Consider the following 20,909-nt stretch of genomic DNA (forward strand, 5'->3'; position numbering starts at 1 on the left):
ACGAGCAATGCTCCGAATTAGTTTTTGATCTTCTCCAGCCGCTCTTTCAATTCCAGTGCCTGTGCAAGATAGAGTTTGGCACTATTATGGTTAGGGTCGACCTCCAATACCTTTTCCCATTTATCTATGGCCGTATCCAACTCCTGACGACGAAAAGCCGATGAGGCTTCACGGTGGTATTGGTCAGAGATTTCTTTCTGCAATATCAGCATTTCTTCCATGGCCTGACTATTTTGCGGATGCAACTCGGTGGCTTGCTTAAAGTCCCGAAACGCTTGCATCTTATTGCCATTGAGTAAACTTAGCCCGGCCGCCTCAGCAAAGTTTATCGACGCCTGATCTTTCTTGTCGGTAGCGGCTAGTTGCTGCCCATAACCTTCCAATGCGATCAGCGCAATGCTTCTGGCATCACGACTCAAATCTCCAAAGGCTTTCAGCGATTGATATTGCTCCACTGCAGCGGCAAAATCTTGTTGTTGAGTCAATGTGGTCATCCGCTCAAGCAGTGAGTCCTGACTTGGCGGCATGGGTTTGGCTGTTTCAGCCTTAACCAGTTCAGAGGTTACCGCATCTTCAATTGGATCTTCTGCATTATCGGCTTGAGTTTCCGTTGCGACTTCAATCTCTTTGGCCTTAACATCGACGGGCTTTTGCTTCTCTGGCGTTTTTGCTGGTTGGCTACGCACAAACTTGGCTTCTGCGGTCAGCGGAATCCTGATGGTTTGGCCAATATTTACCCGGCTGGGGCTGGCAATATCATTGTATTTAGCCAATGCATAGAACTTCAACGGTGAATTAAGGTATTTACCCGCCAAGGTAGACAGGCTCTCACCGGAAGATAATGTCACTTCAAAAAACTCGGGGGGAAAATAACTGCTGGCAGGGGAGTCTATTTGTTTCAACAGCTCCTTGGCACTGCTACTGGCAGGAATATTGATAAGATAAGCCTGCAATTCTGCCTTGGCCTGTGGTGCTTCACCTTGCTCCAAATGCTCCAGGGCTTTACTGAATCTTTCCCTTGGTGACAGTCCCGGCTGCGCTTGCACAACAACTTGTGCTTGATTGGCAGTACCGGACTGCTTCTCCTCTTTTGAAAAAAACTTATCGGTGGCTTTGCAGCCAACCAACATGGCAATCAACACTATGGTTAATGCCGTTTTTGCACTGATATCCCTACTTTTAAGCATTTGCTACGTCCACCTGTTTAACACTACTGTTGCAATGCGTTACCACCTAACTCCGCATTTCCTGCTATTTTTTACATTCCGATCCAAGAATATAGCATAGTCAGCTTTGACCAAAAGCCCATTTAGATGAATAGATAAGTTACACTTCAGACAATTTCTCTCAGTACTTTATTTATGCAGAAACGTCACTACTGTATGGCTTGTCAGTTTCCTTTGTCGGTATGCTTGTGCAAATTTGTGCACAAAATATGTAATAGTGTTGAACTCATTGTGTTACAGCACCCAAGTGAAACCAAGGTAGCAAAGAATACCGCCCGATTGCTGGCCCTGGCACTGCAAAACATTCAGATAGTAGTTGGAGAGACAGCGCAGGATTTCAGGCAATTGCAAGCGTTTTGTTTGCAGCACCACAATGACGTTGCCTTACTTTATCCCTCAACAGTTAGCCGTCCTCTTGAAGAGCTCAATAAAGCGCATAACATAAAGTATCTGTTATTGCTGGATGGTACCTGGAAAAAGGCCTTCAAACATTTATCAATGTAATCCCTGGCTGACAGCATTGCCGTGTTGGCACTTTGCTCATCCACCAGCCAGTCAATATCAGCGCAAAGCACACCGCTCTGATAGTCTCTCCACATTGGAAGCTGCCGCTTATGGATTACACTTACTGGAAAATATCGACACCGCGCCACTGCTGGTATTGCAGCAAAAACGGCAGCAATTCTCAGGGCAGCGGCCAGACTAATTCTACCCTGGCGCCTCCCCCCGGCAGATTACCCAAATGTATCCGACCACCATGTTTACTGATGATTACATTTGCCAGCGTTAAGCCAATACCAGAGCCCCCCGTTTTGGTTGTGTACAGTGGGGTCAGGGCATTGTCCAAGTTAGCAAAACCAGCACCACAGTCGTCAACTTGCAGGACCTGACTTTTATCCCGGCAGTAACATCGAACCCAGACTTTGCGCTCGCCTTCTTCAGACGCTTCCAGTGCATTCTTCACCAGATTGATCAGCATCTGTGCAAAAAGTTCGGGATCAGCATAACAGCGACCTTCGCCACTAAATTCAAGTTGATCACCCGCTTTCAACAGGCCATTACATTGTTCCAGCACGGCTGAGAAGCTGAACCATTCTTGTCTCGGCGGTGGTAACTGAGACACAGATGCAAAACGTTGCACAAATTCCAGCAATACATTGGCTCTTTGCCTTACCCTTTCCAACACTTTTCGTACCTGCGACTCTTGCCAGTTATCGCCGCAAAGCAAGGTATCAGCCATAGAAGACATGGGAGTCAGAGAGTTGCGTAATTCATGGCTAAGTACCCTGACCAAATTGGTTTGAATTGCCAACTCAGCCTGCTGAAGCGGCTGACTAATGTCGAACGCGGTAAACAGCCAGTATTGTTCGCCTTGCCATTCATAACGAATAGATTGGGTTTGCCAGCCTTTGTGTAACAAATGATGGCTTAGCCCCGCTGGTGTCATTTCAAAGCCAAGATCGGTGTAACTGCTTCCTACCAGGCGCGCGATACCAGGCAGGCTGTTGCTGGCAGGATTGGCATATAGTAAAGTTCCCTGCCCACTAAACACACAGACCGGCTGACTCCAGTTACTAAACATCAACTCAATCAGCAAAGCCAGACTTTGTTGTTGATGTTCAGCTCTCAATCGGTCTGCCGCCAGATTATCGATATCTTTACTCAATTGCGCCAGCAAGCCGGATTGTTGCAACTGATTTGGACATACCGCATCTTCGCCGCTATGCAAACGCTGCACGTAGTTACTCAGCAACATCAAAGGCAAGTTCAATTGCTGCCAGAACTTGTATGTCAACCAGCCAAAAGGATAGAGCAGAGCGAATAGCAGGGTTAGCATGGCCAGCACGCTCCAGCCCCAATGCCATGTCAGAATTAGCAGCAAGACAAGAACCAAGAGTTGGATGCTGCAAAACAGCATCAGTAGTCGGGATTCTCTAGTCTTCATCAGGACCAAAATCCTGTTTGTCCAGTGCGAACTTTTCCATCCGCCGGTACAAGGCCATGCGGGAAATACCCAAAGCTTGTGCCGCTTTGCTGATATGTCCTTTATAGTGAAGTAAGGCAGCTTCCACTAACTCGGCTTCCACTTCTTCCAGCGGCCGCAGGCCAACCTGTCGTTTGGTAGAAGAGCCTGCCAGCATAAGCTGCGAAGACGAGATGATGCCATCACGGCAAATCAATACAGAGCGTTCAATCACATGACTCAGTTCGCGAATATTACCCGGCCAGCTATGCTCCCTCAAACGTTGAATGGCATCGTCAGATAGCCTAACCGATCCTTTGTTATATTTGGCTGCGAAGGCCTGTAAAAAATGCTCGGCCAGGGGCGGGATGTCTTGCAGCCTATCGCGCAGCGGAGGCAGTTCAATCACAAAAGTATTGAGTCTGAACAACAGATCCTGACGAAACTTACCTTCAGAAACACTGGCGTGCAGATCAGCATTGGTGGCACTAATAACCCTGACATCCGTAGAGCGTGTGAGGCTGGTGCCCAGCACTTCATATTCTCCGGTCTCCAGCACCCTGAGCAATTTAGGTTGAACATCCAATGGCAAAGTGCCCACTTCGTCCATAAACAGCGTACCGCCATTAGCCAATTCAAAGCGCCCTGTGCGAGCTTCTCTGGCATCGGTAAATGCACCTTTGGCATGGCCAAATAATTCGCTTTCAAACAGGGTGGCTGGGACAGCCCCCATATTGACCGTTACAAAGGGGCTTTCACTGCGCTGAGACAACTGATAAATGCGTTTGGCCAATTGCGATTTACCCGTGCCGTTTTCACCCAATATCAGAATATTGGCATCCGTTGGTGCTAATTGCTCCAGCATTAACTCCAGTTCCTGCATGGCAGGAGAAACCGCGATCCATCCATGGTGGGTTGTTTTAGCTGGCGATGGTATGACAGTATCAGCGATTCTTTCGCCCTGTAACTGCTGCTGAATAATCTGTAACAGGCGAGACTTATCCCAGGGCTTTTCAATGAAATCCACTGCGCCGCTCTTCATTCCCCTTACGGCCAGATCAACACTTCCCCAGGCGGTCATCAGAATCACTTTCAGCCCTTGCTGAACCAAAGAAGTCAGATACTCAAGACCTTCTTCGCCACTGGTAGTATCACGATGAAAGTTCATATCCAGCAATACAATATCAGGCCGATGGCGACTAACCTGTACCGCAATTTCGCGCCCGTTAGCGGCTTCAACAACACGGTACCCTTCGTTGCAAAGCAGCATATCAAGCGCCAGGCGAATATCCTCATCGTCATCTGCCACTAAGATAAGGCCTGAGTCCCGACGCATATAGTTGTTCCCGACTAAGATGTATACCCGCCAACCGGCGAAGGAAAGTAGGTAAAAAATAAAAGGGGCATTCTAAAGAATACCCCAGACAAGGTAAATTCGGGTCAATGCTGTTTTATGCAACATGGTCGAATATTAGTTATTACAGTTCCCTTAGCACACGCATGGGGTCTGACTGGATTGTTCTCCAACTGGGTACAGCCACCGATATCAACATAGCCAATGCCAATACCAAAGCAACCATCGCACTCACTGACCAGGTAAACTCGGGGAGCTGCTCGACTAAACCGGCCATATACTGATAGCCAAATACCGAAACAACAAATCCTAATGCCAAGCCCAGCGCCAACATCAGTCCAGCATCCCTAAGCAGTAACTTAAGCAGTGAAAACTGTTTAGCGCCGGTAGCCATGCGCACCGCCATTTCATAGCGTTTTTGGGCCGCAGTCATCTGGCTGAGACCGGATACGCCAATAACTGCCAAAGCTAGGGTCAGTGCAGCCATGACTAAAACCACGTACATATTCAACCTGGCGCTTTGCGTCATACCTGACCAACGGCTCTGAATGGAATTGATAGCCACATCACCAAGACGTGGATCGAGATCGCGCAGCAAAGTGGCAACCGTTTCTTGGTCCAGATTTTCCCCGTCGGGCAAAATTACCAACGTTGTCAACCGAGCACCGGCCAACTCTTCAGCAGCATAGAGGGTCGGTAAATTGTAGCTAATGTTGCTGCCCACAGTTGGGGTAATACTGTCTACTACACCTACCACCGTCAGAACATCATCATTTTCGCTACCGACACGCAATGCTTTACCTACAATGTCCTGCCACTGCTGCGAGCCAAAACGCTCCTCTGCCAGACGTTTATCCACAATAACGTTATCAGTGCCGATATCCTGTGCATTGATATCCCGTCCTGCCAGCAGTTTTATACCGAATTTTGCGAAGTATCCATCAGTAACCGGTGCCGTTATCATCATACGGTTTTCATTAGTTTCCGGGTCAGGAAAGCTGGTAATTCTCATATTGGCTCTTAACGGCAATGTTGATACGTCAAGCACTTGTGCGTTCAGACTGCTTAGTCGCTGGTTCATGCGCTGGCGTAATAGAAATAGTTCACTACCCTTGTATTCTTCGTACTCATCAAGATTCTGCTGCCAGGCTTCGTCAGCGTATTCCATGCTGACTTCAAAGGCGTTTGGCAGTTCAAACCCCAGTGATTGATACACTTCATCAAAACTGTTTTTTGCACAAATCAGGGATATTGTCAGTAATAAACAAGCCAATACTAACTGCACAACCATTAGGATACGTCCCAATGCCTGATTTTGCTGCGATGGAGTCCCCTTGCCACTGCTGTTAAGACTATCGGTCAGGCTGTCTTTCTTGACATGTATTAAGGCGACAAAGGCAAACAGAACATTAATAATGCACACGGTAGCAAGCCCGACCACGGCGCTACTAGTATCCAGTTGGATATGAGATAGCAAAGGCAGACTGTCACCAGCCAGGGCAGGCAGGAAACGAATTAACCAAGCCGCAGCCAGCAGACCCAATAGCGTAGCTAAAGCGAACATTGGCAGATTTTCCACAAAAATTAGATTTCTCAATCTCTGCACCGTCGACCCCATGCATAGCTGTATGGAGAACTCTTTATTGCGGCCTTGATAATGTGCAATAAACATATTGAACAAGTTCAAACAGGCCATCACTAACAGACTCACCATCGCCAGCAATAATGCTAAAACTAACACATGGCTATCTCCCATAAATGCATCACGATAAGGTAGGATCTCTGCAGTAAATGGCTTGGACAGGATAAATTGTTGCGCTTGCTCCTCAGAGATCTCGGCTTTTACATAGCCACGGAACCAGCTTTCTATTTCCTGGGTACTGGGTAGCATCCCTGAATTGGCTCTGACAAGCGTGAAGACACCATTAGTAATGTTAAGTGTTTCAGGTTGGGTCAGTGACTCCTGCATATTTTCAAACAACCAGACCTGCTGATAGCCTTGATCCATATCATCATCAGATTCCACACTGACAAAGTCTGCCAGCACACCTAAGATTGGATAATCTTTGCCAGCCATGCTGACAGTCGTATTCAGAACATTTTTACGTCCACCAAGCGCAATCTGCCAGAAAGAATTGGATATCCAGATGCCTTGCTTAGCTTCTTCTGCCGTTGTGGTTTGACCCAGCAATAAATCCAGTCCAAGCACCTCCGGGCTGCCCATAGATGCATTTATGCGGGTAACGGTATACTGCTGCGCATTTATTGTCAGATTACTGTCCCCTAATCGAAACTGGGCCCAATTCAGTTCATTACCGAATTGTTGCTGTAAATGGGCCACCCTGCGCAAATCGCTTAGAAACGAGACGGAAATGTCGTCGGTAAACTGCAAATTAGCACTTACCTGATACAGATGACTTTCCTCTTTGATATCCGGTAGCGGCAACAACAATAGGGTTTTGGCGATGGCCACCACAGTTAGCACGGCGGCTAATGTCATGCCCAGCGTCAGGACCAGAGGCAAACTCAATCTTGGTAATGTAAGCAGCCGCACCACCCCCTGTTTCAACGCGCTCTGGTAAAGGCTCATGCGACCTCCTTATCCGCTTGGGATTTAATTTGCTGTTCTGCCACTACTTTGCCATCCAGCAACTGAATCTGACGATTCGCCAGGCCACTGTAACGACTATCGTGCGTTACCATCACTATCGTGGCACCTTGTTTATTCAGCTCCAGTAGCAGTTGCATCACTGCGTCACCGTTTTTTGTGTCCAGGTTACCTGTCGGCTCGTCCACCAAAATCAGGTCTGGGTTGCCTACCAGAGCACGGGCGATAGCAACACGCTGTTGTTGTCCGCCTGAGATTTGATTGGGCCGGTATTGTATTCTGTGTCCCATGCCAACCTTTTCCAGCGCATCTGTGACAGCGGCTTTAATCGCTTCTTTGTTTTCACCGCGGTGTTCCAGTGGCAAAGCCACATTCTCAAACACGGTCAAACTATCAATCAGGTTAAAGGACTGGAACACATAACCTATATGCTGGTTACGCACTGCAGTGCGCTGATCCACCTTCAAACCACGGGTATCGATACCCGCAATCTGGTAACTACCTTCTGTAGCACTGTCCAGCAAGCCCATAATGGTGAGCAGGGTGGATTTGCCACATCCTGAGGGGCCGGTAATAGCCACAAACTCTCCTTGTTTCACTTCCAGACTGATACCGCGCAGGGCATGCGTTTCGATTTGCTGGCCAAGGTAAGATTTATGAATGTCACGCATTGAGACGATAGTTTTCATCTGGTTATCCTTTTTGTTCAATCTGAATTTTTTGGTGGCTGGCCCATTGCTCAGGCATTTGGGCGATAACTTGTTCATTGGCCTGCAGGCCGGAAAGTACCTGTAAGTGTCCCTGGCTGATATCACCAAGTTCTATGGTGCGTTGCTCAGCCAGTCCTTCACCGGTCATCACAAAACGTTGCAACTGACTTCTGGGGCGCAATCCTGGGGCTTGTGCGACATAAAGGGCCTGCTGCAAAGACTGTAAGAATATCTGACCGGTAACTGACATAGCGGGGCGGGCATCGGCAGGGAGTTCCCCTTCAAGCCCGACTTCCGCCAGTACGGTGCCGTTGGTTACAACAGATTCAACCCGGTTAACCTTGCCTTTAACTTCACCTTTGCGGGTTTGTACCAGAACATCGGCCCCTAATTGAATCTGGTCTGCCTGATGCTGAGGAACACGCAATCTGGCCAGTAGTTTGCTGTCGCTACCCACTTTGCCCAGTGACGCGCCCTGAGGCACATTTTGTCCCAACTCAACATCCAGACTTTGCAATGTGCCTTCAATACCAGCCGTTATCTGCAGATCCTGTAGCTGAGTCTGTAACAGAGCGACCCGCTGTTCCTGCTGTTGCACTTCTATTTTCTGTTGTTGCAGTTGCAGGGCCTGCATTTCCATAAATTGCACTAACTTCTGTTTCTCAAATTCCAATCTGCGCTTTTGCAGTTTTACATCCAGCTCGGCGCGTTTAATATCCAGACTGGCAGAAACCCCACGGTCCTTTAGTTCAATTAACACCGCCAGTTCCATTTCAGCCTGTTCCAGGGCTGATGCTATATCTGCGACTTGTCCCTCAAAGTCCAATCTGTCATTGTTTTGTTCAAGCTCAAAAGACGCCAGCGCAGCCTGCTGCCTCAGTAATTCACCTTGCTCATGACTGACTTCTTGCTGAAGCTCTGGATTGGCTAGCAATAAGATAGGTGTGTCGGCTTTAACACTGGCTCCCGGGCGTTGATAGATCATCGCCACTTTACCCATTGATTGAGCGGTAAGCAGCCGTTCTTCCGCAGAAAAGAATTCGCCGAAGGCCTGACTGTACAAATTCATATTGCCCTGCTCAACAGCCAACAGTTGCACCTCACTGGCAGACACACTGGGGATGTTCTCGCTGTTTAAGCTATAGATGGACAAAGCCAGCAGGGCACCCACACCCGCCGCCATATACCAGCCCCGCTTAGAAGATTTTTTTTCTAGATTAATTTGCACGATGACACTCCGATTCACACTTGCTTGTTAAGCGTAATGAAAGTGTCGTGCCAACTTTAATTATCTTTAAAATACAAATAGTTAACTAATTTTCAGAATAGCTAACTCAATTAACTATGTTCGTATTCAAGCAGGCTTGTTCGAAAACGAACAATGTACTTATGCAGTGAATTTGAAGGGTAGCGTCGATCTCTGTGTAATGAACACATGGCTTGCTAGGTAAAATTCGGCTCTGACTAGCGCCGATGAATACTTCCTGCAAACAGAAAACCCGCCGGGAGGCGGGTTTCTAATATAAATTTCCAGACGGAAACTTATTTACGCATGTTCTTAATCAGGCGCAGCTGGGCAATGGCTTCTGCCAGCTCTGCCGCCGCTTCAGCGTAGTTAAGATCATTGCTTGCATTGGCGATATGCTCTTCAGCACGACGCTTGGCATCCAGTGCGGCCTGTTCATCCAGGTCCGCAGCACGAACGGCCACGTCAGCCAGCACAGTGACGTTACCAGGCTGAACTTCTAATACGCCACCGGCGATGTAGATCAGCTCTTCGTGACCATGCTGTTTAACCAGTCGCACCATACCAGGCTTAAGGGTAGTCAGTAGCGGAGCGTGACCAGGGTAAATACCCAGTTCACCTTCGCTGCCGGTCACCTGAATGGTTTCTACGCGACCAGAGAAGATCTTGTCTTCAGCGCTCACCACTTCGAGATGTACAGTCATAGCAGCCATTTCACCTCCTTACGGTTAACTAATGCACCGCCGGCTGGGCCAGCGGTACCCCCTTACATGCCCTTGGCTTTCTCGATGGCTTCCTCGATGGAACCCACCATATAGAAGGCCTGCTCCGGCAGGTGATCGTATTCACCGTCCAGGATGCCTTTGAAGCCGCTGATGGTGTCTTTCAGAGCCACGTACTTACCAGGAGAACCGGTAAATACTTCCGCTACGAAGAACGGCTGGGACAGGAAGCGCTGAATCTTACGAGCGCGGCTGACCACTTGCTTATCTTCTTCAGACAATTCATCCATACCCAGGATGGCGATGATGTCTTTCAGCTCTTTATAACGCTGCAGAACGGACTGTACGCCACGGGCAGTATCATAGTGCTCCTGACCGATAACCAGTGGATCCAACTGACGAGAGGTGGAGTCCAGTGGGTCAACCGCAGGGTAAATACCCAGCGCAGCGATATCACGGCTCAGTACAACAGTCGCATCCAAGTGAGCGAAGGTAGTAGCTGGAGACGGGTCAGTCAGGTCATCCGCAGGTACGTATACGGCCTGGATAGACGTGATAGAGCCAGTTTTGGTAGAGGTGATACGCTCCTGCAGAACACCCATCTCTTCTGCCAGAGTAGGCTGATAACCTACTGCAGAAGGCATACGACCCAATAGTGCAGATACTTCGGTACCGGCCAGGGTGTAACGGTAGATGTTATCTACGAAGAACAGTACGTCACGACCTTCGTCACGGAATTTTTCCGCCATGGTCAAGCCAGTAAGCGCTACGCGCAAACGGTTGCCCGGTGGCTCGTTCATCTGACCATATACCAGAGATACTTTATCCAATACGTTGGAGTCATTCATCTCGTGGTAGAAGTCGTTACCTTCACGGGTACGCTCACCCACACCGGCGAATACAGAATAGCCGCTGTGTTCGATAGCGATGTTACGGATCAGTTCCATCATGTTTACGGTTTTACCAACACCGGCACCACCGAACAGACCTACTTTACCACCCTTGGCGAACGGGCATACCAGGTCAATTACCTTGATACCGGTTTCCAGAAGCTCAACCGCGCTGGATTGATCTTCATAGCTTGGTGCTTCACGGTGGATAGACCATTTCTCTTCCTCACCGATAGGACCTGCCTCATCGATAGGATTACCCAGTACATCCATAATCCGGCCCAGGGTAGCTTTACCCACAGGAACAGAAATAGGCGCACCAGTGTTTTCAACTTGCAGGCCACGACGCAAACCGTCAGTGGTACCCAAAGCGATAGTACGAACTACGCCGCCACCAAGCTGCTGCTGAACTTCCAGCGTCAACCCGTTCAAGTCACCAGAGGTAACTTTCAGTGCGTCGTAAACCTTTGGAACCGCGGACTGTGGAAATTCAATATCCACAACGGCACCGATTATCTGGACGACCTTACCTTGACTCATAATTTGTCCTCTTGATTTTTAAACCTTTGCCTACACAGCTGCGGCGCCGCCGACGATTTCGCTGATTTCCTGCGTAATCGCCGCCTGACGGGCCTTGTTGTAGATCAGTTGCAGTTCGTCAATCAGGTTGCCCGCGTTATCTGTCGCGGCTTTCATGGCAACCATTCGCGCAGCCTGCTCAGAGGCGGCGTTTTCAACTACACCCTGATATACCTGGGATTCCACATAACGAACCAGCAACATATCCAAAATAGGTTTTGGATCCGGTTCGTACAGGTAGTCCCAACGGTGCTTGTATGCTTTGTCGTCAGACTTGGGCAAAGGTAGCAATTGACTGATCTTGGGGGCCTGAGTCATGGTATTCACAAAATTGTTGTATACCAGATACAGACGATCGATCTCGCCATTGTCAAAGGCGCTGAGCATGACCCTAACCAGGCCAATCACGTCTTTAACGCTGGGCGCATCACCGATTCCCGATTCCGCTGCCAATACCTTACCGCCGAAACGGTTGAAAAAGCTGCAGGCTTTCGAACCTAAAGCAGCAAATTGCACTTGCGCGCCTTTTTGCTGCCAGGCTTTGGCATCTTTTACTACCGCCTTGAATTCGTTGGTGTTTAAGCCACCACATAATCCACGATCAGTAGAAATAACGATGTAACCTACGGCCTTGACATCGCGCTCTTCCAAATATGGATGACGGTATTCAAGGTTGGCGTTGGCAAGGTGACCAATCACGCTTCGCATGCTGTCAGCGTATGGACGGCTGGAAGCCATACGGTCTTGCGCCTTCTTCATTTTGGAGGCGGCAACCATTTCCATAGCGCTGGTGATCTTCTGAGTATTTTTGATACTCCCGATCTTACCTTTTATCTCTTTACCACCGGCCATGACACTCTCCCGATTACTCAACGATGGATGCGCCTAAGCGCATCCAGTTATTTACCAAGTCTGCGTATCCTTGAATTTGCCCAGGGCTTCTTTCAAGGTTGCTTCGATCTCGTCGTTGTAGTTACCCGTGCTATTGATAGTGTTCATGAGCTCGGCGTATTCGGCATCCATAAAGGCATGCAGAGCAGATTCAAAGTCCAGGACTTTCTTCAGCTCAACATCTTTCAGGAAACCTTTTTCAACGGCAAACAGAGACACAGCCATTTTCGCTACATTCAGCGGGCTGTACTGTTTCTGTTTCATCAGTTCAGTTACACGCTCACCATGCTCCAACTGGGCACGCGTAGCGTCGTCCAGGTCAGAAGCAAACTGTGAGAAGGCCGCCAGTTCGCGATACTGAGCCAGGGCCAGACGAATACCGCCACCCAGCTTCTTGATGATCTTGGTCTGTGCTGCACCACCTACACGAGAAACCGAGATACCGGCGTTAACAGCAGGACGAATACCAGCGTTAAACAGGTTGGTTTCCAGGAAGATCTGACCATCGGTAATAGAGATTACGTTGGTCGGTACGAAGGCAGAAACGTCACCAGCCTGAGTTTCGATGATAGGCAGCGCGGTCAATGAACCTGTCTTACCTTTCACTTCGCCCTTGGTGTAGTTTTCTACGTATACGGCGTTAACACGCGCAGCACGCTCCAGCAAACGGGAGTGCAGATAGAAAACGTCACCTGGATAGGCTTCACGGCCTGGCGGACGACGCAGCAGCAAAGAAATCTGACGATAGGCAACGGCCTGCTTAGACAGGTCATCGTAAATGATCAGAGCGTCTTCACCACGGTCACGGAAGTATTCACCCATAGTACAGCCAGCAAAGGGAGCCAGGTACTGCAGGGCTGCAGATTCAGATGCAGAGGCAGCCACCACAACAGTGTGAGCCATGGCACCATGCTCTTCCAGCTTACGTACTACGTTGGCAATAGTAGAAGCCTTCTGGCCTACCGCTACATAGATACACTTAATGCCAGTACCTTTCTGGTTGATGATGGCATCAACGGCCAGCGCAGTCTTACCAGTCTGACGGTCACCGATAATCAACTCACGCTGACCACGACCAACAGGGATCATGGCATCGATTGACTTGTAACCAATCTGAACAGGTTGATCAACCGACTGACGCTCGATTACGCCAGGTGCGATTTTTTCAACCGGCTCAAAACCGTCAGCGTCGATAGCACCTTTACCGTCGATAGGCGCGCCCAGGGTGTTAACCACGCGACCCAGCAGGTTGCGGCCAACAGGCACTTCCAAAATACGACCGGTGGATTTAACCTTTACGCCTTCTTGCAGGTCAGCATAAGGGCCCATCACTACCGCACCTACGGAGTCACGCTCCAGGTTCAATGCGATGGCATAGCGACCGCCAGGAAGCTCGATCATTTCACCTTGCATTACATCAGCAAGGCCATGGATACGGATAATACCGTCGGTTACACCAACGATAGTTCCTTCATTACGTGCTTCACTTACTACTTCGAACTGCTCAATTCGCTTTTTAATCAGTTCTGCAATTTCAGTGGAATTCAGTTGCATACTCTTTCCCCGTTATGCTTGCAACGCGTCTGCGAGACGGTTCAATTTGCTTCGGATGGAACCATCAATAACAGTGTCACCGGCTTTAATTACAGCGCCGGCAACCAATGCAGGGTCCACGTTACAATTCAGCTTAACTTTTCGTGCGAGACGTTTTTCAAGAGACGCGCTGAGATCGGCCTGTTGCTTAGCACTGAGCTCGACAGCGGAAGTGACATCAACGTCAACTTCTTTGTCGTAGTCAGCCTTGAGCTGGTTAAACAAACCCAATACATCAGGAAGCGTGTTCAAGCGTCTGTTTTCAGCCATTACCTTGATCAGGTTCTGGCCGTGCAGATCGAGTTCGTCACCACAAACCTTAATAAACACCTCAGACAGACGGTCTGCCGCGGCAGCACTGCTGAGTAAGTTTTGCATGGCCTCGTTGTCTGCCACAGCAGCGGCAAAGGTCAGCATGTGCTGCCATTTGTCCACTGCCTGGCTCTCGACTGCATAATCGAAAGCAGCTTTGGCATAAGGGCGAGCGATGGTTGTCAATTCAGACATAAGCTCATAACCCCTTATAGCTCAGCGACCAGTTTTTCAACTATGTCACTTTGTGCCGCTGCATCGATTTGACGCGCTAAAATTTTCTCTGCACCAGCAACGGCCAGAATAGCAACCTGCTTGCGCAGTTCCTCTTTGGCACGGTTACGTTCGGCTTCAATTTCGGTCTGGCCGGAAGCGATGATCTTGTCACGCTCCTGGTGTGCACGCTCTGTCTCTTGATCAACAATCTGCGTAGCACGCTTTTTGGCCTGCTCGATAATTTCAGCCGCTTGTTGCTTGGCTTCTTTCAATTGCTCTTTGGCTTTTTCCTGAGCAATCTGCAAGTCTTTTTCGGCCCGATCAGAAGCAGCCAGCCCATCGGCTATCTTCTTCTGACGCTCCTCAATCGCAGCCATAATAGGTGGCCACACGTATTTCATACAGAACAGTACGAAAACGGTGAAAGCGATAAGTTGGCCAATTAGAGTGGCGTTAATATTCACGACCGCTCCTCCTCGTTAGTTGTTCGCGTTGAAAGTGGATAAAACTTAGGCACCAACAGCGAACAACAGGTACAACGCGATACCAACACCGATCATGGCGATAGCATCGATCAGACCTGCTACGATAAACATTTTTACTTGCAGTTGAGGAGCCAGTTCAGGTTGGCGAGCTGCAGACTCCAGGAATTTACCACCCAGCAGACCGAAGCCGATAGCAGTACCCAGAGCACCCATACCGATAAGTAGAGCAACAGCGATGTATAACATGTATATCTCCGATTTTTAGTTAAGTTAAAAGTTAAAGGTTTAAGGTTAAATTAGAAAAAAATCTCTAATACGTTTTAGTGGTCTTCACAGGCCAGGCTCAGGTACACGATGGTCAACATCATGAAAATAAAGGCCTGCAGTGGAAGCACCAGAATATGGAATACCGCCCAGACGAAATGCAGAGGCAACTGGAAGAAGCCAATAGTAGCGATCAGGATAAAGATCAGCTCACTGGCATACAGGTTGCCGAACAAACGCAGCGCCAATGACAACGGACGCGCCAACAGGGTAACCACTTCAAGAATCAGGTTTACAGGAATAAATACCGGATGACCAAAGGGCTGCATACTCAGCTCTTTAGCAAAACCACCAAGGCCTTTTACCTTAATTGAATAAAACAGGATCAGGGCAAATACACCTAAGGCCAGGGCAAAGGTCATATTCAGATCCGTGGTGGGTACGGCTTTCATATAGACATCATGCGGGTCCATGCCAAAGCCATACTGGCCAATCAATCCGGCAATGGAGGGCAATACATCAACCGGCATTAAATCCAGTAGGTTCATTAACAGAACCCAGACGAAAATGGTCAGAGCCAGAGGTGCTATCAAGACACTCTTGCCATGAAAAGTGCTTTTCACGTTGTCATCAACAAAATCCACCACCAACTCAACAAATGCCTGCATTTTGCTCGGCACGCCGGAAGTGGCCTTTTTGGCGACACTACGGAAGATAAACAGGAACAGCAAGCCCATCGCGATGGACCAGCCCAGGGTATCCACGTTCCACTGCCAAAAGCCGGCGTCAGCACAAGCTTTGTTAAAGGCAACACCCGTTTCGGTGTTACACATAGTGGCATTGGTTAAATGGTGTGTGATGTACTCTTTGGTAGAGATTTCTGATGCCATTAGTTATCCCAACAAGTTTTTTAAAAAATCTTTCATCTCAATGTTTTATTCTTATCAAAAGGACCCATTGAGTCATCATTGTGGCAGCGAAGCTAGCAAACAGTACGCTGACCTTCATATCAGGCCACTGGAACACTGCCACAAAGAAAAAAATCGTTAATATCAGTTTGAATTTAGCGCCCTGACTAAAGCTGCGCACAACCAGTTGATTCTTACTGGCGCCAGCATGTCTGAAAGCAAGGTGGGCAAATACGGCATTGGGGATAACGCAGGCACAAACACCTGCTAAAGCGGACAACCCACTGTCAGTCCCCCACAACCACCATGTAGCGAGGGACAGGAGCAAACCTGTCAGGCTCTGGGCGATTAATACTCTTCTGGCCAGCAACTTGCCGGTCCTGGCCAAATCCGCCACTGCGTTCCCCGCTCGATTCAAACTCTATTCAAAAGCGCCAAAATTATACTGTTTCGCCGCAAATATTCAACAATTACCGGATTATGCCCTGGTCTTATAAGTTGGAAGAATAAAGCGCCATCAGCAGGGGTAACTGAATCAGTGAATTTTAGCCAGAATACCGTCCAGTTCCTCAAGGCTGGTGTAGTTGATGACCAACTTACCTTTACCTTTGCTGTTGTGGCTAATAGACACTGATGCGCCTAAATTTTCGGAAAGCTGGGTTTCCAGCCGCTTAACATCCGGGTCGGCCTTCTTCTGTGGTTTTTCAGGTGCAGGTTCCAAAATCTTACGGACCAATTTTTCCGCATCCCTGACCGTCATACCTTTGGCGACAACAGTACGCGCTGCGTCAATTTGCTGTTCACCTTGCAAAGACAGCAGGGCACGTGCATGGCCCATTTCAATGTCTCCGTACTCCAGTAACAGTTTGACATCATCGCTGAGGTTATTAAGACGTAACAGGTTAGTGACACTGGCTCGTGATTTGCCCACTGCATCAGCAACTTCCTGATGCGTTAACTCAAATTCATTGAGTAATCTTTGCAGAGCCTGGGCTTCTTCCATGGCATTGAGATCTTCTCGCTGAATATTCTCAATCAGGGCAATGGCCACCGCCGCTTCGTCTGGTACATCTTTGACCAAACAGGGGATTTCCGCCAGTTGCGCCATTTGGGACGCACGCCAGCGTCGTTCACCAGCAATAATCTCGTACTTCTGCTCATCCAGTTTGCGCACTACGATGGGCTGTATAATCCCCTGTGAGCGGATAGATGCTGCCAGATCTTCGAGGGCCTCAGGGGACATATCTTTACGAGGCTGATATTTACCGGGTTGTAGGAACTCAACGGGCAATTTTTGCAGTTCACCACTTTTTTCGAGCTGTTCCAGGTCACTTTCCTGTTTGGCGTGCTGATTACTGGTGGCCAGTAACGCATCCAGGCCTCGGCCTAGTCCTCGTTTCTTGCTCGACATGGGGTCCTCAAAATTCTATTTGGTAAATTCAGTCGGCGAATTCTAACGGATTAACCGGCTTTAGCTACAGTGCTTTCTCTGTCGCGTCTACGCAGGATTTCGCCAGCTAACGCCAGATAAGCCTTAGCCCCGGCCGACGACTTTTCATAGTACATAGCTGGCGCCCCAAAGCTTGGTGCTTCAGCCAGACGCACATTGCGGGGAATGACAGTACGATAAACCTGTTCGCCAAAATGGCGCTTTAACTGCTCAGAAACGTCATTGGCCAGGCGATTGCGAGGATCGTACATGGTGCGCAATACCCCTTCGATTTTCAAATCCGGATTCACCACCGACGCCAGCTTGCGAATAGTATCCATTAGGGCGGTTAATCCCTCCAGCGCATAATATTCACATTGCATCGGAACCAGCACCGAGTCCGCTGCAGCCATGGCGTTAACGGTCAGTTGGTTAAGAGAGGGAGGACAATCGATAAAGATATAATCATAGTAATCGCGCACCGGTTTCAAAGCGTTACGCAGCCTGACTTCCCGGGCAAACAATTCCATTAACTTGATTTCTGCCGCCGTCACATCACCATTGGCAGCAATAAGATGGTACTTCCCAGAAGTTTCCTTAACGATGACTTCGTCGACAGGCTTTTCTTCGATCAGCAGCTCGTAACAGGTTGAGTCAACCTCAAATTTATCAACACCACTGCCCATGGTCGCATTACCCTGCGGATCCAAATCAATCAGCAGAACCTTACGCCGGGTAGCCGCCATAGAAGCGGCAACGTTAACCGCCGTGGTCGTTTTTCCTACTCCACCTTTTTGATTTGCAATGGCAATGACCTTACCCAAGACAAGCTTCCCCACGTTCTGTTAGATTTTTCGGATCTTGACCAGATGTCGTTGTGCATCCAGACCGGGCACATCCAGCTTGACCACTTCACTGACCGCAAAATTGGCAGGGATGTCATCCATTTCTTCGCCTGGAAACTGACCCTTTAGGGCCAGAAAAACCCCCTCAGAATCTACCAGATGCTGGCACCAGTGCAACATATCTTTTATCGAAGCGAAAGCACGGCTTAAAACAGCATCAAAAGGTATACCCTGCTGAAATTCCTCAACCCGGCACTGCACGGCTTGCACATTAGGTAGTGCCAGTTCGTGCGCTACCTGCTTAATGAAACGAACCCTTTTGCCCAGACTGTCAAGCAATACAAACTCACAATCAGGCCGCATAATAGCCAGTGGTATGCCAGGTAAACCCGGCCCGGTACCCACATCAATAAACCGGCTTCCTTGCAACAGTGGCGCAACCACAATTGAATCGAGAATATGCTTAACCAGCATTTCCTTGGGGTCACGCACCGAAGTGAGGTTATATGCTTTGTTCCACTTGTCTATCAGTTGAACAAAGCGAACCAGATTTTGTTTTTGCGTCAGACTAACCGACAGAGACAAGTTGGCAAGACCGTCATCCAGGCTGGCGAGCAATTCACTATCGACGAGCATCATCAGGCAGATTCTTTTTCCAGTTTTTTAAGCAGCCCCTGTTTTTTCAGGTGCACCAACAACAATGAAATTGCCGCGGGCGTTATACCTGAAATACGGGATGCTTTACCCACAGTCTCAGGACGGGCCGCTTTTAGCTTGGCGACCACTTCATTTGATAAACCAGAAATACAGGCGTAATCGAAATCAAGCGGCAACAAGGTATTCTCATTGCGTTGTGTTCGCTCAATTTCATCCTTCTGACGTTCTATGTAGCCAGCATATTTGATTTGAATTTCCACTTGTTCTGCAGCCAAGGGATCATCCAGGCCCGGACCAAGATCCTGGATCTGCATTAGCTCAGCGTAGCTCATCTCCGGGCGACGAATCAGTTCCTCAAGAGAATGCTCGCGTACCACAGGATTTTTCAATTTCTGATTCAAAGCTTCTGCGGCCGGATGCTTGGGATGCACCCATTGGCTGCGCAGACGCTGACGTTCTGTCTCAATGGCTTCCAGTTTGTTATTGAAAACAGCCCAGCGGTTGTCGTCCACCAGCCCAAGTTCCCGACCTTTGGCCGTCAAACGCAAATCCGCATTGTCTTCGCGCAGAAGTAAGCGATACTCGGCACGGCTGGTAAACATACGGTAAGGTTCTTGTGTACCCATAGTCGCCAGATCGTCGATCAAAACACCCACATAGGCTTCGTCACGCCTTGGCGTCCAGGCGTCTTTACCCTGCACCTGCAGGGCAGCATTCATGCCTGCGATTAACCCCTGTGCACCGGCTTCTTCATACCCGGTTGTACCGTTAATCTGTCCGGCAAAGAATAACCCTTTGATAAACTTAGTTTCTAAAGATTGTTTCAGATCCCTTGGATCAAAGAAGTCATATTCTATGGCATAGCCAGGTCGCACAATATGTGCATTTTCAAAGCCTTTGATGGAGCGCACCAATTGCCATTGCACATCAAAAGGTAAACTGGTTGAAATACCATTAGGGTAAATTTCAATGCTGTTCAGCCCTTCCGGTTCGACAAAGATCTGATGTGAGATCTTGTCCGCAAAGCGCACGATCTTATCTTCAATGGAAGGGCAGTATCTGGGTCCTATGCCTTCGATTACTCCCGCATACATCGGCGACTGATGCAGATTGGCGCGGATAATGTCATGGGTTTGCTCATTGGTATGAGTGATATAGCAAGGGATCTGTCTGGGGTGATCTTCGACCTTACCCAGATAAGAAAACACCGGCAGAGGATCATCACCAGGTTGCTCCTGCATCTTTGAGAAGTCCAGAGTCCTGGCATCCAGACGCGCTGGCGTACCGGTTTTTAAGCGGCCTACCCTGAACGGCAGATCTCTCAGACGTTTAGACAGGGCATTGGCCGGTGGGTCACCTGCACGACCCCCCTGATAATTCTGCAGGCCAATATGAATCAGCCCTCCAAGAAAAGTTCCTACGGTCATCACCACCGTTTTGGCCTGGAACTTAAGGCCCATCTGGGTAACCACCCCTACAACCTGATCATTTTCCACAATCAGATCATCACAAGATTGTTGAAATAATGTCAGATTAGGCTGTTGTTCCAGTATGTTACGAATAGCTGCCTTGTATAGGCTACGATCTGCCTGGGCTCTGGTGGCTCTTACTGCCGGGCCCTTACTGGAATTTAGCGTTCTGAACTGGATCCCGCCCTGATCCGCTGCCTTGGCCATGGCACCACCCAAGGCATCAATTTCCTTCACTAAATGGCCTTTACCAATACCACCGATAGCAGGGTTACAGGACATCTGTCCCAAAGTGTCTATGTTGTGAGTTAGCAGCAAGGTGGCTGCACCCATCCGAGCAGAGGCCAGAGCAGCTTCAGTACCGGCATGGCCGCCACCAACAACAATGACATCAAACTTTTCTGTGTAGAACATCTTTCACTTCTAACCTGCCAAATTCGGGGCGCATATTCTATAGAGTTTCGGCTCTAAACGGAACGATTAAAATTCGAGCAGCAGATCTTTTTGATCCTTGGATCCGGATAATAAAAGAAAGGATCTGT

The 20,909-nt window shown here is 48.8% G+C and carries 21 protein-coding genes; 2 read left to right on the forward strand and 19 right to left on the reverse strand.

All coding sequences use genetic code 11. From position 1 onward, the window contains the following. Positions 1–17 precede the first annotated feature (17 nt). Positions 18–1,187, reverse strand: coding sequence for a LysM peptidoglycan-binding domain-containing protein (locus tag ABD028_RS12150; protein ID WP_343845162.1), 1,170 nt, complete (start codon positions 1,185–1,187; stop codon positions 18–20). A gap of 195 nt (positions 1,188–1,382) precedes the next feature. Here ABD028_RS12150 and ABD028_RS12155 point away from each other — a divergent pair, with 195 nt between their 5' ends. Next, positions 1,383–1,730, forward strand: a complete 348-nt coding sequence (locus ABD028_RS12155) for a DTW domain-containing protein (protein ID WP_343845206.1) — start codon at positions 1,383–1,385, stop codon at positions 1,728–1,730. After that, the gene (locus ABD028_RS23275) at positions 1,690–1,932 is read left to right on the forward strand and encodes a DTW domain-containing protein (RefSeq protein ID WP_425542099.1); all 243 of its coding nucleotides are present in this window, start codon (positions 1,690–1,692) and stop codon (positions 1,930–1,932) included. The genes ABD028_RS12155 and ABD028_RS23275 overlap by 41 nt, the downstream gene beginning before the upstream one ends. On the opposite strand, the gene ABD028_RS12160 is transcribed toward ABD028_RS23275, so the two are convergent. From ABD028_RS12160 to mnmG, 18 genes are all read right to left on the reverse strand, one after another. After that, complete coding sequence (locus ABD028_RS12160) at positions 1,912–3,171, reverse strand: sensor histidine kinase (RefSeq protein ID WP_102794768.1); 1,260 nt, start codon at positions 3,169–3,171, stop codon at positions 1,912–1,914. The genes ABD028_RS23275 and ABD028_RS12160 overlap by 21 nt on opposite strands. After that, positions 3,161–4,525 carry a sigma-54-dependent transcriptional regulator gene (locus ABD028_RS12165; protein WP_343845164.1) on the reverse strand — a complete coding sequence of 455 codons (1,365 nt, stop codon included), beginning with the start codon at positions 4,523–4,525 and terminating at the stop codon, positions 3,161–3,163. Before ABD028_RS12165 ends, ABD028_RS12160 begins: the two co-directional genes overlap by 11 nt. Positions 4,526–4,667: 142 nt before the next feature. Beyond that, on the reverse strand, positions 4,668–7,133 hold the full coding sequence (locus ABD028_RS12170) for an ABC transporter permease (RefSeq protein WP_343845166.1): 2,466 nt from the start codon (positions 7,131–7,133) through the stop codon (positions 4,668–4,670). Further along, positions 7,130–7,840: an ABC transporter ATP-binding protein gene (locus ABD028_RS12175; RefSeq protein ID WP_343845168.1), complete on the reverse strand. Its 711-nt coding sequence runs from the start codon at positions 7,838–7,840 to the stop codon at positions 7,130–7,132. Before ABD028_RS12175 ends, ABD028_RS12170 begins: the two co-directional genes overlap by 4 nt. A 4-nt stretch (positions 7,841–7,844) precedes the next feature. Then, complete coding sequence (locus tag ABD028_RS12180) at positions 7,845–9,089, reverse strand: efflux RND transporter periplasmic adaptor subunit (RefSeq protein WP_343845170.1); 1,245 nt, start codon at positions 9,087–9,089, stop codon at positions 7,845–7,847. A gap of 314 nt (positions 9,090–9,403) precedes the next feature. After that, on the reverse strand, positions 9,404–9,820 hold the full coding sequence (locus ABD028_RS12185; protein WP_102794773.1) for a F0F1 ATP synthase subunit epsilon: 417 nt from the start codon (positions 9,818–9,820) through the stop codon (positions 9,404–9,406). Between the two features lie 53 nt (positions 9,821–9,873). Next, on the reverse strand, positions 9,874–11,259 hold the full coding sequence (gene atpD, locus ABD028_RS12190; protein WP_102794774.1) for a F0F1 ATP synthase subunit beta: 1,386 nt from the start codon (positions 11,257–11,259) through the stop codon (positions 9,874–9,876). A gap of 30 nt (positions 11,260–11,289) precedes the next feature. Further along, positions 11,290–12,150, reverse strand: a complete 861-nt coding sequence (gene atpG, locus ABD028_RS12195) for a F0F1 ATP synthase subunit gamma (protein WP_343845173.1) — start codon at positions 12,148–12,150, stop codon at positions 11,290–11,292. A 51-nt stretch (positions 12,151–12,201) separates the two neighbouring features. Then, positions 12,202–13,743: a F0F1 ATP synthase subunit alpha gene (gene atpA / locus ABD028_RS12200; protein ID WP_343845175.1), complete on the reverse strand. Its 1,542-nt coding sequence runs from the start codon at positions 13,741–13,743 to the stop codon at positions 12,202–12,204. A gap of 12 nt (positions 13,744–13,755) precedes the next feature. After that, a complete protein-coding gene (gene atpH / locus ABD028_RS12205; RefSeq protein WP_102794777.1) occupies positions 13,756–14,289 on the reverse strand; it encodes a F0F1 ATP synthase subunit delta in 534 nt (177 codons plus the stop codon). Positions 14,290–14,303: 14 nt separating this feature from the next. Beyond that, a complete protein-coding gene (atpF, locus tag ABD028_RS12210; RefSeq protein WP_102794778.1) occupies positions 14,304–14,774 on the reverse strand; it encodes a F0F1 ATP synthase subunit B in 471 nt (156 codons plus the stop codon). 45 nt (positions 14,775–14,819) lie between these two features. Further along, positions 14,820–15,041, reverse strand: a complete 222-nt coding sequence (atpE, locus tag ABD028_RS12215) for a F0F1 ATP synthase subunit C (RefSeq protein WP_026376053.1) — start codon at positions 15,039–15,041, stop codon at positions 14,820–14,822. Positions 15,042–15,115: 74 nt separating this feature from the next. Further along, positions 15,116–15,949: a F0F1 ATP synthase subunit A gene (gene atpB, locus ABD028_RS12220; protein ID WP_102794779.1), complete on the reverse strand. Its 834-nt coding sequence runs from the start codon at positions 15,947–15,949 to the stop codon at positions 15,116–15,118. Between the two features lie 37 nt (positions 15,950–15,986). Next, positions 15,987–16,364, reverse strand: coding sequence for an ATP synthase subunit I (locus tag ABD028_RS23280; RefSeq protein ID WP_425542101.1), 378 nt, complete (start codon positions 16,362–16,364; stop codon positions 15,987–15,989). Between the two features lie 138 nt (positions 16,365–16,502). After that, positions 16,503–17,378: a ParB/RepB/Spo0J family partition protein gene (locus tag ABD028_RS12225; protein WP_102794781.1), complete on the reverse strand. Its 876-nt coding sequence runs from the start codon at positions 17,376–17,378 to the stop codon at positions 16,503–16,505. Positions 17,379–17,428: 50 nt separating this feature from the next. Beyond that, complete coding sequence (locus ABD028_RS12230) at positions 17,429–18,220, reverse strand: ParA family protein (RefSeq protein WP_102794782.1); 792 nt, start codon at positions 18,218–18,220, stop codon at positions 17,429–17,431. A 21-nt stretch (positions 18,221–18,241) separates the two neighbouring features. Beyond that, positions 18,242–18,877, reverse strand: a complete 636-nt coding sequence (gene rsmG / locus ABD028_RS12235) for a 16S rRNA (guanine(527)-N(7))-methyltransferase RsmG (protein ID WP_245921337.1) — start codon at positions 18,875–18,877, stop codon at positions 18,242–18,244. Between the two features lie 2 nt (positions 18,878–18,879). Then, the gene (gene mnmG, locus ABD028_RS12240; protein WP_343845183.1) at positions 18,880–20,781 is read right to left on the reverse strand and encodes a tRNA uridine-5-carboxymethylaminomethyl(34) synthesis enzyme MnmG; all 1,902 of its coding nucleotides are present in this window, start codon (positions 20,779–20,781) and stop codon (positions 18,880–18,882) included. Positions 20,782–20,909: the final 128 nt, after the last annotated feature.

It is taken from the genome of Bowmanella denitrificans (assembly GCF_039522935.1).
Lineage (GTDB): Bacteria > Pseudomonadota > Gammaproteobacteria > Enterobacterales > Alteromonadaceae > Bowmanella > Bowmanella denitrificans.